Origin of the sequence: Sulfurimonas sp., assembly GCF_023228785.1 — a bacterium.
In the GTDB taxonomy this organism is placed as follows: Bacteria; Campylobacterota; Campylobacteria; order Campylobacterales; family Sulfurimonadaceae; genus Sulfurimonas.
This window is the reverse complement of the sequence record NZ_JALOAN010000048.1, coordinates 1-13,068: the sequence shown is the minus strand read 5'-3', so window position 1 is coordinate 13,068 and position 13,068 is coordinate 1. Positions and strand designations below refer to the sequence as shown.

General features: G+C 36.3%; 15 protein-coding genes. 3 read left to right on the top strand and 12 right to left on the bottom strand.

Annotation, left to right across the window (positions count from 1 at the left end; all coding sequences use genetic code 11):
- Positions 1–194: 194 nt before the first annotated feature.
- The gene (gene mnmG, locus M0Q24_RS10370) at positions 195–2,102 is read right to left on the bottom strand and encodes a tRNA uridine-5-carboxymethylaminomethyl(34) synthesis enzyme MnmG (protein ID WP_295050410.1); all 1,908 of its coding nucleotides are present in this window, start codon (positions 2,100–2,102) and stop codon (positions 195–197) included.
- 99 nt (positions 2,103–2,201) lie between these two features.
- Between mnmG and M0Q24_RS10365 the strand changes: the two genes are divergently transcribed.
- Genes M0Q24_RS10365 through M0Q24_RS10355 form a run of 3 tightly spaced genes read left to right on the top strand, consistent with a single transcriptional unit; the run spans position 2,202 to position 3,728 of the window.
- The gene (locus M0Q24_RS10365) at positions 2,202–2,405 is read left to right on the top strand and encodes a hypothetical protein (RefSeq protein ID WP_295050408.1); all 204 of its coding nucleotides are present in this window, start codon (positions 2,202–2,204) and stop codon (positions 2,403–2,405) included.
- Positions 2,402–3,088, top strand: a complete 687-nt coding sequence (locus tag M0Q24_RS10360; protein ID WP_295050406.1) for a tetratricopeptide repeat protein — start codon at positions 2,402–2,404, stop codon at positions 3,086–3,088. The genes M0Q24_RS10365 and M0Q24_RS10360 overlap by 4 nt, the downstream gene beginning before the upstream one ends.
- 19 nt (positions 3,089–3,107) lie before the next feature.
- Entirely contained in the window at positions 3,108–3,728 is a 621-nt protein-coding gene (locus M0Q24_RS10355) for a riboflavin synthase (protein WP_295050404.1), read from the top strand.
- Positions 3,729–3,872: 144 nt separating this feature from the next.
- On the opposite strand, the gene M0Q24_RS10350 is transcribed toward M0Q24_RS10355, so the two are convergent.
- The 11 genes from M0Q24_RS10350 to rpsI all read right to left on the bottom strand — a co-directional run bounded on the left by M0Q24_RS10350 (position 3,873) and on the right by rpsI (position 13,022).
- Positions 3,873–4,625 carry an MnmC family methyltransferase gene (locus tag M0Q24_RS10350; protein WP_295050402.1) on the bottom strand — a complete coding sequence of 251 codons (753 nt, stop codon included), beginning with the start codon at positions 4,623–4,625 and terminating at the stop codon, positions 3,873–3,875.
- 17 nt (positions 4,626–4,642) lie between these two features.
- Complete coding sequence (locus tag M0Q24_RS10345) at positions 4,643–4,945, bottom strand: hypothetical protein (RefSeq protein ID WP_295050400.1); 303 nt, start codon at positions 4,943–4,945, stop codon at positions 4,643–4,645.
- Between the two features lies 1 nt (position 4,946).
- On the bottom strand, positions 4,947–5,453 hold the full coding sequence (luxS, locus tag M0Q24_RS10340; protein WP_295050398.1) for an S-ribosylhomocysteine lyase: 507 nt from the start codon (positions 5,451–5,453) through the stop codon (positions 4,947–4,949).
- Positions 5,454–5,688: 235 nt separating this feature from the next.
- Positions 5,689–6,645, bottom strand: coding sequence for a thiamine pyrophosphate-dependent enzyme (locus tag M0Q24_RS10335; RefSeq protein ID WP_295050396.1), 957 nt, complete (start codon positions 6,643–6,645; stop codon positions 5,689–5,691).
- A 9-nt stretch (positions 6,646–6,654) separates the two neighbouring features.
- The gene (locus M0Q24_RS10330; protein ID WP_295050394.1) at positions 6,655–7,878 is read right to left on the bottom strand and encodes a 2-oxoacid:ferredoxin oxidoreductase subunit alpha; all 1,224 of its coding nucleotides are present in this window, start codon (positions 7,876–7,878) and stop codon (positions 6,655–6,657) included.
- Between the two features lie 2 nt (positions 7,879–7,880).
- Positions 7,881–8,273 carry a 4Fe-4S dicluster-binding protein gene (locus M0Q24_RS10325; protein ID WP_295050392.1) on the bottom strand — a complete coding sequence of 131 codons (393 nt, stop codon included), beginning with the start codon at positions 8,271–8,273 and terminating at the stop codon, positions 7,881–7,883.
- Positions 8,274–8,283: 10 nt separating this feature from the next.
- On the bottom strand, positions 8,284–8,841 hold the full coding sequence (locus M0Q24_RS10320; RefSeq protein WP_295050390.1) for a pyruvate flavodoxin oxidoreductase subunit gamma: 558 nt from the start codon (positions 8,839–8,841) through the stop codon (positions 8,284–8,286).
- Positions 8,842–8,968: 127 nt separating this feature from the next.
- Complete coding sequence (locus M0Q24_RS10315) at positions 8,969–9,601, bottom strand: HAD family hydrolase (protein ID WP_295050388.1); 633 nt, start codon at positions 9,599–9,601, stop codon at positions 8,969–8,971.
- Entirely contained in the window at positions 9,598–11,103 is a 1,506-nt protein-coding gene (locus tag M0Q24_RS10310; RefSeq protein ID WP_295050386.1) for a peptide-binding protein, read from the bottom strand. Before M0Q24_RS10310 ends, M0Q24_RS10315 begins: the two co-directional genes overlap by 4 nt.
- 5 nt (positions 11,104–11,108) lie before the next feature.
- Positions 11,109–12,497, bottom strand: a complete 1,389-nt coding sequence (locus M0Q24_RS10305) for a hypothetical protein (protein WP_295050384.1) — start codon at positions 12,495–12,497, stop codon at positions 11,109–11,111.
- Positions 12,498–12,632: 135 nt separating this feature from the next.
- Positions 12,633–13,022 carry a 30S ribosomal protein S9 gene (rpsI, locus tag M0Q24_RS10300; RefSeq protein ID WP_295050382.1) on the bottom strand — a complete coding sequence of 130 codons (390 nt, stop codon included), beginning with the start codon at positions 13,020–13,022 and terminating at the stop codon, positions 12,633–12,635.
- Between the last annotated feature and the right edge of the window lie 46 nt (positions 13,023–13,068).

Sequence of the window (13,068 nt, the reverse complement as noted above, 5' to 3'; positions counted from 1 at the left end):
AAGCCTTTTATACTTTTCAAACCCTCAAGAGATCCTGAATCAAGTTCAGGATGACGGGTTGTGGAGTTCAGGATGACGAAGTCGCGTCATTGCGGGCTTCCCTCTACGTCATTGAATCCCAACATTTCCGTCATTCAAGGTCCAACATTTCCGTCATTGCGGGCTTGACCCGCAATCTCATCAGGGTTTAAAACTTATTCAGACACCATTTTTTCCTTTTTCGCTGCTATTCTTATATAGATATGCAGTATCTCTATAGCTGCTGGAGTTATTCCACTTATGTTCATCGCAGCTTGTAAGGTTGGCGGATTGAAAGTTTCTAGTTTTTCTATTATCTCGCTTGAGAGTCCACTAACTCGTTTAAAGTCGAAGTTCTCTGGGATAGCAACTTTTAGATACTTTTTCATTCGCGAGATCTCTAAAGATTGTTTCTCTACATATCTCGCATATTTTGCTTCTACAAAGATCTCTTCTTTTATATAGTCATCATAAATTTCAAGATCTGGAGCGATTTTTAACATCTTACTTACATCAAAACTCTTTCTTGCAACGAGTTGAGCAGCACTTGCTATATCTTTGATAGGTGCTTCATCCATTGACTCTAAAAAGGCTATAAACTCTTTGTTTGGAGTAAATTTTGTATCTTCTAAAAGTTTTGCACCATCTTTTATCTGCTTATCTTTAAGTTTAACACTCTCATAAAATTCATCACTTAAAAGCCCCAAAGCGTGTCCATAGTGACTCAGTCTTGTATCCGCCGACTCCTCACGCAAAAGAAGTCTATACTCCGCACGAGATGTAAACATACGGTAAGGTTCATTTGTTCCTTTTGTTACTAAATCATCGATCAAAACACCTATATAAGCCTCATCACGTCTTAAAATAAGTGGCTCTTTATCTTGGAGTGAAAGAGCTGCGTTGATACCAGCCATAATACCTTGAGCTGCTGCTTCTTCATAGCCCGTAGTTCCGTTGATTTGACCTGCTAAATATAGTCCACTCACTTTTTTAGTCTCAAGCGAATGTTTTAGTTCACGGGGATCTACAAAGTCATACTCTATAGCGTATCCATAACGAACTATCTTTGCATTCTCAAGCCCTTTTACTGACTTTATCATTTCACGCTGTACTTCTGGTGGAAGAGAAGTTGAGAGACCATTTATATAGCACTCTGTATTGTCTATGGTTTGTGGTTCTATAAAAAGATGATGTCTATCTTTGTCTGCAAACTTACTTACTTTGTCCTCTATGCTTGGACAATATCTTGGACTTTTTCCTGCTATTTGACCAGTAAAAAGTGGTGCTCTGTAAAAGTTTGAAGAGATAATCTCATGAGTTTTCTCGTTTGTGTAGGCTATAAAACAAGGAAGTTGTTTTTTTGTAGCACGAAAATTCTCTCTGTTTGTGCGAAAACTAAAAGGGCTTGGAAGCGCGTCTCCACCTTGTTCTTCCATGTTTGAAAAATCTATAGTTGAGCTATCTACTCTTGCACAAGTACCTGTTTTTAGACGTGCAATATTTAAGCCACAATCATCTTTAAGAGAAGCACTTAAACTCTCGCTTCTCTCTTCTCCATAGCGCCCACCTTTTTTTTGAATTTCACCTACGTGAATAATCCCATTTAAAAATGTTCCTGAGGTTACGATCACTCTTTTAGCTTTGTACTCATTTAGTAGATCTGTTCTTACGCCTTCTACTTTTAGTGAGCCTGAATCCTCGCTTCCTACGATTAAAGACTCTGCTGTTTCTTGTGCTAAGTGTAAGTTTGGAGTGTTAAGCACTACATTTCTAGCAATAATTTTATACTTATCCATGTCAATCTGAGCACGAGATCCACGAACTGCAGGACCCTTTGTATGGTTTAAAATTCTAAACTGGATCCCAGCTTCATCAGTTATAAGCGCCATCTCACCACCAAGTGCATCTATCTCACGAACAAGATGCCCTTTTGCAAGACCACCAATAGCGGGGTTACAGCTTGTTGCACCGACATTTTCTGCTAACATCGATATCATAAGGGTTTTGTTACCCATTCTTGCACTCACAAGTGCTGCTTCTATGCCAGCGTGTCCACCACCGATAACTATTACATCATAATTCATCAAAATTTTTCCTATCACTTTTGCATCGTAAGCGCAATTTTAGCATTTTTGAGTATTATTTGCATACTAATATATAGAATTCCTTAAGGTATTTTAAAAATGAATAAAAATACAAAAGATATGTTTGAAGATTATGTTCCTGAGATTTTAGAGTTTGATGAAGAGGTCGATGGATGCGATGAACATAAGATTAGAGACGAACATTTAAATACAAAAGAAGAACTTTTAAAAGCTATCCAAAAGAAACAAGCTAACAAAAGAGTTTATAGACATCCTATTAGAACTGAAAATGAGGACACATGATAAAAAAAGCACATCAAGCGTACAATAGTGGAGACTTTTTAAGTGCATTTGAACTCTACCATGAGTTAGTAGAGCAAAACAGTGCTGAAGCTATGACATCTCTAGGCTTTATGTACCAAAATGCAAAAGCTTGTGAGCAAAACGATGCAAAAGCGCTAGAACTTTATGAAAAAGCAAGCCTCCTTGAGCATCCTTTGGCTTTTTTTAACCTTGCTATTTTATATATGAATGGTCTTGGCGGAGTTGAGCATGACCAGTTTAAGGCGCATGATTTATATATGCAAGCTGCTGTAAGAGAAGTTGTTCCTGCAATGTATGAGGTGGCTTTGATGTTAGAACGTGGGCTTGGATGTTTGCAAAACTTTTCTGAGGCCGCTTTTTGGTATGAAGAGGGTGCAAAAAGAGGTCATTTGGAATCTTTTAATAACCTAGGTGTTTTATATAAAGATGGTCACGGGGTTATACAAGATGAGGCAAAATGCTTTATCTGCTTTTCTCGCGCAGCTGATGGTGGTTTGGCTGAAGGACTTTACAACTTAGGTCAACTCCACGATCAAGGTATAGGATGCGAGATAGACCATGACAAGGCACTAGAACTTTGCAGACAAGCGGCTTTTAAGGGTCATGAAAAAGCAAAAGAGATTATTAAAAATCTGCAAGAAGATGGACAAATAGTCTTTTGATGAAAACAAGGATAACTAAATGTTTACAGGACTCATAAGAGAAATAGCAAGAGTTAAAAGTTTTACAGGAGAGAGGCTTTGTATATCATCAAAATATAAGCCAAAACTAGGCGACTCCATAGCAATAAACGGAGCTTGTTTAAGTGTTGTAGAGATACAAAGTGATGGTTTTTGTGTTGAACTCTCAAGAGAATCACAAAAAGTTTTAGCTACACAAAACTATAAAAATGAAGTCCATATAGAGCCAGCTATGATGATGGGAGACAGATTTGAAGGTCATGTAGTTCAAGGTCATATTGACGCTATAGGAACTGTAAATGAGATAAAACAAAGTGGTAACTCTTATGATGTTTTCATAGAGATAAGTAAAGAGTTTATCCCCTTTATCGTACCAAAAGGATCTATAACCATAGATGGAGTGAGTCTTACTGTAAATGATGTTGGAGTTGATAGTTTTAGACTAACAATTATCCCTATAACGATGAGAGAGACTCTTTTTAAAAACTACCGCAAAGGCACAAAAGTAAATGTTGAGACCGATATGTTTGCAAGATATGTCTCACACATCATCTCACATCAAAAAAGCGCTAGTTCTAGTGTTTCTTGGAATGACATAGACTCCATCTCTGCAAGGTACTAAGCTCTCAAAATATCTCTGGCTCCAACGCTCTTCTCTGGCTCCAACGCTCTGCGTAGGAGTCTATATATGTACTACAACTCAGGCATATATGAGTTTTCACGCGGAGTATGGGAACTAGTTCGAGATGTGAGGCTTTAGCTTCACCTAATCTCTCAATGGCTTCGCATCAGGGTTGCAAGAGATCTTGTGCTCCATATCTACTAACTCAAAATCTTTAAGATCTACTCTTGAGGCTATAGTTGCATCTCTTATCTCTTCTTGTTTATTTATATAGATCTTAAAACCATTTTCATAGAGCGCTAATCTTGTGGCTAGTGCTATTGAATATGTGCTTAAAATGCCACTTTTTTTCATGGAAGATGCGATATCTTTAAAGTACTCCCTAGTCCAAAGAGCATGGTTAACTTTTGGCGAAAACGCATCTTGATAGACTATGTCAAACTTCTCTTTAAAACTCTTAACATACTCCCTTGCATCTCCTATAAATATCTCTATATGAAAATTATCATCACTATAGATCTTGTTGGTTGAAAGTTCATCTATGATATCTTTAAACTCATCAAACGCCTTTGGATAAGTAAATTTCTTCAGTGAATCAATAAGATCTAGATCTAACTCAGGAGAGTAAATATTTAAACGTTGAGTTAAGGAATTTTGTTTATGATAGTAGAGCGAGGCAAGAGTGTTAAACCCAAGTCCAAAACAGATATCTAAAATATTTACTTCATCTCTGTTTTGCATTTGACTCATAGTTGGAATAATATGTTTTAAAAGAGATTCTTTTAAGGCGCCATCTTTAGTAGAGTGATAATGTTCATCATACTCTTTTGAGTAAGCTGTAAATGAACCATCATCGCTTAAAGTAATTTCGTGAAGGGAGCTATTAAATTTGTGCATAAAATCGAAATAAACTTTTAATAAGCTAACTCGTGAAGCTCTTTAAATAGGTATGCTTCTATGATATCTTCTATATTTCTTTGGGTGTGAGCTACTAAGACCATCATGTTTTTTTCCATAAATGGCCAAACATATTCATTGTCATCTATCACAACTGCGCACTCACTTAAATTTGTAAAGCTATCTTTGTCTGTTGAGTGATTTGTCTCTACTAACTGCCCATTCTCTACTAAGATCTGAGTCCAAACTTTGGCGTCATCAATCTTAGTTAGTGATGATGAGTTTACATCATCACTGCTCATTGGTAGAAGGATATACATACTACTCTTCTACCTTTGATAGATCAAGTGCAAGTGCATCATTGTCCATAATATCTATGTCCTTGCGCAAAACTGCTTTTGCTATCTCTTTTGCATCACTTAGTGAGTGCATCTTATAAGTTCCGCACTGATAAATATTTAACTCTGGGATATCTTTTTGCTCTTTTACTTCTAAGATATCTTTCATTGAGTCTTCCCAAGCTTTTGCAACTATCTCTTCATCTGGCTGACCTATAACACTCATGTAAAAACCTGTTCTACATCCCATAGGCGAGATATCTATAATCTCTGTTTTTTCTGAGTTTAAATGATCTCTCATAAAACCAGCGAATAGGTGCTCTAAAGTATGAATACCTTCTGATGAAAGTGTCTCTTCATTTGGCTTTACAAAGCGCAAATCAAAAACTGTGATATCATCTCCGCCTGGAGTCTTCATCCCCTTAGCACGTCGCACTGCAGGAGCTGGCATAATAGTGTGATCTACTGTAAATGAGTCAAGTAATGGCATGGTTATTATTTCCTTAATTTTATTGACACCATTCTATCGTTTTTAGATTTATTTATATTGAAGTTGGAAGATTAGATTTTAAATTTGTGAGGTTATGGTTTGCCAAACCGCAAAAGAATTTTTGAAATTAGTAAAAAGTTTTAGATTTGGTGCAGATTGTGCCTAACTCTAAAAAAGGCTAGGCTGTAGCCTGCCATTTTGAGTTAGGTGCAAGGTGTACCGAAGCTAGAATCTTTTAAACTCTTGCTTCTTCGCGGCGTTGTAGATACGCCCAGTTATCGTCGATACGCTCTTGCCACTCTTTAATTAAGTACTTATACTGATCTTTAAAAAGGTGCTTAAAACGACCTTGTGCAGCAAGGTAATCCTCTACTGGAACTATATTTTTAGGTCTATATGTGATGTTTAACTCTCTACCATCTATGATCTCATATAGTGGGAAAACTAGTGAATCAGTTGCTAAATCAGCTATAGTCATAGTATCTTTAGGGTCAAATTTCCACTCTGTTGTACATGGAGAGGCAGCGTTTATAAACACTGGACCATCAACTGCAAAACCGTGTTGGATTTTTTTAACCATATCTTTCCACTTGTTTGGAGAAACTTGCGCTGAGTATGGAATATGGTGTGAAGCCATGATAGAAACCATATCTTTTTTATTTCTCTTCTCACCATAACTTACACGACCAGCTGGTGAAGTAGTAGCACTTGCACCTATTGGAGTTGAAGATGATCTTTGTCCTCCTGTATTTGCATAAACTTCATTGTCCAAAACAACATGCATCATATTGTGACCACGTTCCATACATCCAGAGATCCACTGAAAACCGATATCATAAGAAGCACCATCACCTGCAAAAGATACAAATTTAGGGTTACGATCTGGTTGCTTTAGGCGACCTTTATTCTTAAGAGCCTTGTACATAGCTTCAGCACCTGCAACTGCAGTAGAGCCATTTTCAAAACCGATATGAATCCATGAAGCATCCCAAGATGTATATGGATAAACTGCTGTACAAACTTCTAAACAGCCTGTTGAAGCAGATAGAACTAAGTCATCGTTTGTTGCGTTTAAAACTTCACGAACGATAATAGAGTGTGCACAACCAGGGCATAAAAGGTTCGCACCTTCAAAGCGATCTGCTGATGTTGAGAACTCTTTTAAGTTTTTTATTTTTTTCATTTCACTCATAGTATTCTCCTATAAATATGATAGTTTCGGTCCACGAACACCGATAAACTGTTGTAATGGAGTTGTTACTTTACCAGCATCAACATTTGCCTGAAGCTCTGTGAAGAGATCTACTAAATGAGCCTTAGTTAAATCGCGACCACCTAAACCATAAACATATCCTGAAAGAAGTGCTTTTGTGTCAGTATTAAATAGTGATCCAGCGATTTCATTAAACAGCATACCAGGTGCACCATTTGGAGATGATCTATCAAGCGCAGCTATAGCTTTAATATCTTTTAATGCATCTCTAATTTGCTCAAAAGGAAATGGTCTAATAACACGAATGCCGATAACACCTGCTTTGATACCTTTTTCTCTCATCTCTCCTGCAACTTCACGAGCAGTCTCAACTGAAGATCCAAGACATACAACACATACATCTGCATCTTTTGTTTCATACTCTTCTACGATGTTGTATTTGCGACCTGAAAGTTTTTCAAAATCATCGAAAACTTCTTGAATCTTTGGTAGTACTTTTGTCATAAGGTCATTATGTTGACGAGCCTTATGCTCAAAATGCCAGTCTTCTTCTGTTTGTACACCGTGAGTTACTGGATGTTCAAAGTCAAGCATATCATTCATCGGTTTATAGTCACCAACAAAATTGTAAGCAGCATCATCTGTTAGTGTTGTAACACCTTGAGCTGTATGAGAAGTCATAAATCCATCTTGATGAACCATAGCAGGAAGTCTTATATCATGATCTTCACTAACTCTAAATGCTATAAAGTTTAAGTCATAAGCATTTTGCGGGCAATAAGAGTCAAACTGAATCCAACCGCTATCACGACCAAGATACATATCTGAGTGATCTCCATTTACATTTAGTGGAGAAGCTAGTGCACGGTTAACTACATTTAGTACGATTGGAAGACGCATACCTGATGCTTGATAGAGTGTCTCAACCATCAAAGCAAAACCTTGAGAAGATGTAGCAGTTGCAACACGACCACCAGCAGCAGCAGCACCAATACAGCCACTCATTGCAGCATGCTCAGACTCAACCATAACAAATTCACCCTCTATATAGTTGTCTGATAAAAACTTTGCATATCCTTCAACAATAGGAGTTGATGGAGTAATTGGGTAAGCAGCAACCACATCAATTTGACACTGTCTTAAAGCTTGAGCAGCTGCAAAGTTACCATCCCATACTTCTATGTCGTTTAATTCCATTTTATCAAATGCCATTATTATTTCTCCTCATTTTTTGCAGGCCATGATGCTATCTCTGCCTCTTCATCTGCTTGTTCTGGAAACATTAGTAATGACTTAGGATTTGTTGGACAAACCTCAACACAAATTCCACAGCCTTTACAGTGATCCATATCTATACCTATCATCTTTTTATCTCTTGCGATAATAGAAACATCTGGACAATAAACCCAGCAAAATTGACAATCAATGCAGTAATCTTTGTTAAAAATCGGCTTAATAAGTCGCCAATCAGCTACACTCGCAGTATATGAGCTATTCTCTGAATAGTCACGATCCATTTGAGGAGTTCCTGCAATATCATCAATACTTCCATCAAAAGAACGAAGCATAGCCCCTATTTCAAATTCATCCCATCCTTTTTTTGCCATCATAAGCTCCTTATTTCACTTCATCAAAAGCACGTTGAATTGCAACCATATTTGCATCAACGATCTTTTGTGGTAGTTTTGCAAGAATTCTTTTCATGCTGTCTTTAAAAAATTCTATATCATACATCTTAGATACTTTCATAAATGCACCTAACATTGGAGTATTTGGAATAGGACGACCAATAGTTTCATTTGCAATAGTAATACAATCAACGGTATAAACTTCTTTGCCCTCTAACCTAGGTTGAGCTTTTATAAGCTCCTCTTTACTTAGATGAGTAGTTATTATGTATTTTGTACTATCTTTATGATTTATAGTAACATCAGTTGTAAACACTAATGCAGGGTCGATGACAAATACAAAGTCTGGTTTCATATACTTTTCATGATTCATAATCATCTTATCGTCAACACGATTATACGCCGTCATCGCTGCCCCACGCTTTGCAGATCCATAAAATGCAAAAGCTTGTACATGTTTACCAGTTGTAGAAATTACATCTGCTAAACCCTTTGCCCCCGTTACAGCGCCTTGTCCAGCACGACTATGCCATCTAATTTCTAGCATAAGTTCTCCTTCTTTTCAATTACAGTAAGAATTTTTTAGTTCTATTGGTATGTATTTTAGAGAAGTTGCTCTTAAATACAGCTTGAGTCTGTGCACTTTTTTAACAACTAGTACAAATATATCTAATTTACTTATTTTTAAGGTACTCAACTGCTTCTAAAGCATCACTAAATATCACATTTGTATGCTCTTTTAGGGCTTCAAAAGCATCATAGCCACTCAAAACTCCAATGGAGTTTACTTTTGCAGCTTTTGCACTTATGAGGTCTAACTTTGTATCACCTATCATCCAGATATTTTCGTCACTCTTCCCAAGTACTTCTAGAGCTTTTATGATAGGCTCTGGATCTGGTTTTGGATGTTCTACATCTTCACGACCTATAAGAACTTCAAAGTGTTGCATTAGCTCAAAATGCTCCATCAAAACCTTAGAATACGCTCCTGTTTTAGTCGTAACTATGCCTAATGTTGCAAACTCACTTGCCAGGACTACTGCTTCTCTAGCATTTTGCAAAAGTATGGTTTTTTGAGTAGATATCTTTCTATAGTTTTCTCTATAGGTATCAACAAAATCCCAAACACGGCTTTTCTCAACTCCTAAATCAGCAAACATTATATCTAGTGGATAACCTATAAGTGCAGTTATTTGTTCATCTTTTGGATGTGGATGATTATGTGTTTTAAAAGAGTGGTGAAAACTCTCAACTATAGCCTCAGTTGAGTCTATTAGCGTTCCGTCTAAATCAAAAAGTATTATCAATTTTTCTCCCATTTTATATAATTGTGCCAAATGCCACTTGCACTTGGTTCAATATTTTTTATATTTTTATTTACTGTTGTTATTGAGTTTGGTATGTATAAAAAGAGGTAAGGATTGTCTTTTACTATCATTGCAAACATCTCTTGCCAAAGTTTTGCTAACTCTTCTCTATCTATCATACTTTGTGAAATTTCTATCATTTTATTAAGTTTCTCGTTTTTATATCCTGTTAGATTAAAACCACTTTTTCTGTCATTATCACTATGCCAAAAAACATATGGATCTGGAGTAGGAGAGAGTCCCCAACCCAAAAGTACACTATCAAACTTGTTTGGAAACACAACCATATTTAAAAAAGCTTGCCACTCCATAACTCTAAGCTTTACTACAACTCCAGCTCTCTTTAGTTGGTGTTGTATGATCTGTGCAGCATATGGCCTAATAGCACTAGCATTTGATGTAACTATCTCAAATTCAAAAGGATTTCTCTCATCATATCCAACTTCTTTTAGTAACTTTTTTGCCTTTTGTATGTCTTGTGTTGGTGCTTTTACATCTGCGTTGAAAGCTTTGGTTTTTGGCAAAAATGGACCTGTACAAACCTTAGCATGACTAAAAAAGAGAATATCTACTATCTCTTGCCTATCGATGGCTAAAGAGAGAGCTTCTCTAACTCTTGGATCTTGAAACTTCTCTAACCTTAGGTTAAATCCCAAATAGGTGTAAGAGCGTGAAATGTTTTCATGGATATCAAACTTCTCAAAAAAATCAGGGCTTAGTTGTCTCTCAAACTGCATAGGCTCTATACTTCCTACATCAAGAGCTGATGACTTTAACATCAAAAAGCGTGTCATTGGATCTGCTATGATGCTAAATGAGATCTTATCTATCTTTGCTCTTCCTTCAAAGTAGTCATCAAAAGCTGTAAGTATAATGTTTTTAGAGTGTTCAAGTTGATGAAGTTTATATGGTCCTGTGCCTATTGGGTCAGTGTTGAACTTTGAGTTCATAAGACTCTCTTCATCCTTTAAGATATGCTCTGGAAGTATGCCCATCATCCACACCTCAAGAGCTTTAAAATATGGTTCATGGTAAGTTACACGAAGCGTAAAATCATCTACCATTTCAACACTCTTTACAAACCTAAAATCTGAACTATATGGAGAGACTACTTGTGGAGATATGAGGATCTTGTGGGTAAAGAGAACATCTTTTGCACTAAATTTTTGACCATCGTGCCACTTTACATTTTTGCGAAGTTTAAAGATGAGTGTTGTCTCATCAACAAAGTAAAACTCCTCTGCTAGATCTCCAACAATTGCAGTTGCATCTTTGTCAAACTTTACAAGTCCGTTAAACAAAAAAGATGAGATCTCTGATGAGCTAGAATCCGTTGCAAGAAGCGGATTTAGCCTTGAGGGGTTTGTGGATGTTGCTAGTTGCAGAGTTGATGCAAAAATGTTAACAGATAAAAAAACAAGCAACAAAAATTTAAATAACATATCTTTTAGTTTATCACTTTATCGTTGATGCTAAGAACTCCAGCATTTAACTTAACTTCAAAGATAAGATTGTCCTTTTCCTCTTTTACAAATGAAGCTGCCAGTCCAGTAAGTGGCGCATTTTTATTCACAAGTACGAAAAAGTCTTTTGATAGTTTTAGAGTTGATGCTAGGTTTATATTTTTTAGTATCTCTTTGGGTGATGATTTTAAATTTTGCTCTAAATTTGGATCTTCGTTTAGTGTCATTCTTGCCATAAAGCTAAAACCATCTACAGGCTCTTCATTGTCAAGTGTGATTTTGTTTATGGACATATCAGGGATACTCAAAGATAGTCCTTTTGAGAGAAGTTTTGTAACAACTCTTTGAAGTTTTTGCTCAAAATCTGGAGAGTTAGTAACACTTGCATGTGAAGTTAAAACTCTAAGTTCTTCGTATGAATCTTTGTCAACTCCAGTTAAAGATATATCATAGTTAATGTCACTTACCTTTATGCTTGTTGCATCTTTAGTATTTATATCCATTCCCTTGAGTGACATTTTTGTATAAAACTCTCCATCTTTTCCTTGAACATTTGATGATACATTTACTTTAAAATCATTTAACGATGCACTTGTGTTTTTCCTTTGTTGCTCTTTTAAAAGGAAGGAAAAACTCTTTAAAGAGGCACTTGATGCATATGTACTTTGAGACTCAAACGTAGATGCAGATTTTAAATCTTGTGCTTTAAAGGAGATAGTTTCTTCATTTGCTTTGTCAATTATATCTAGAGTAATATTTGATATATTCGTTTGAAGACTCTTTGGAGCGATAAGTGGTCCTTCTCCATAATAATTTGCACTTAGAAGTTTAAATATCATCTCATTACCATTGTCAAAAACATATTTCTCATCTATATCTTTTATAAAACCGTCAAAAATATCTTCAGAGATATGATAATTCATATGATAAAGCACACCTTTTGCTTGAAGAAGTTTATCTACATAGTTATAGAAGTTTGTGCTCTCTTGTTTTAACGCTTGTTCTAACTCTTGCGGAAGTGTTATTGGGTAGATATCAAGAACGACTTTAGAACTTATTGGAAAGTTGCTATACTCTACATCTACTCCAATAGTAACACCACCAATAGCTGCTTCAACATATGGAGGTAGTTGTGCATCTGAGTACTGGTTTATAAACTTTATAAACTTTGGTGCATCTCTTAGTATGAACTCATAATGGTTTTTTGTATTAAGGTAGCTTGAGTATGAAGTTTCGTTTTGTATCTCAATTCCATTTGCACAAAAGAGGTCAATTTTTTCTTTTAGTGTTTTTTGGGCTACACTATTGCCGACGATAGGAAGAAGAGCTGCAACTCCAACAAGTAAAACTAATCCGATAAGAAATTTTTTCATAGACTACCTTTTTTAAAATTGAGGTATTATATATGAACTATGTTTAATGGGAGTTTTTGTTTATAAGTATGTTGTAAAAAGTGAGGTTTTATTTGGAACCCCGAACAAGTTCGGGGCTTTGTAGTAAAGGAGTGATTAACGCTTAGAGAATTGGCGAGAACGACGAGCTTTACGCTTACCTGGCTTCTTACGCTCAACAACTCTTGAGTCACGAGTCATCATGCCAGCTGGTTTTAAAATAGCTTTAATTTCAGGGTTAAAAGATACTAATGCACGAGAAATAGCGTGACGAAGAGCATCTGCTTGACCACCAAAACCACCACCTAAAGTAGTAGCTACAATGTCAACTGAAGTCTCTTGCTTTGATAAAGCGAGTGGTTGCTTAACACGAAGTTTCTTAGCTTCAAGTCCACCTAACCATGCGTCTAGTGAAAGACCATTGATCGTGATGTTACCTGTTCCTGGAGTTAACCATACTTTTGCGATTGACGCTTTACGGCGTCCTGTTGCATAAATTTTTGCCATCTGCTTGTCCTTACTTTGCTATTTGTGCAGTGTGTGGATGAGTATC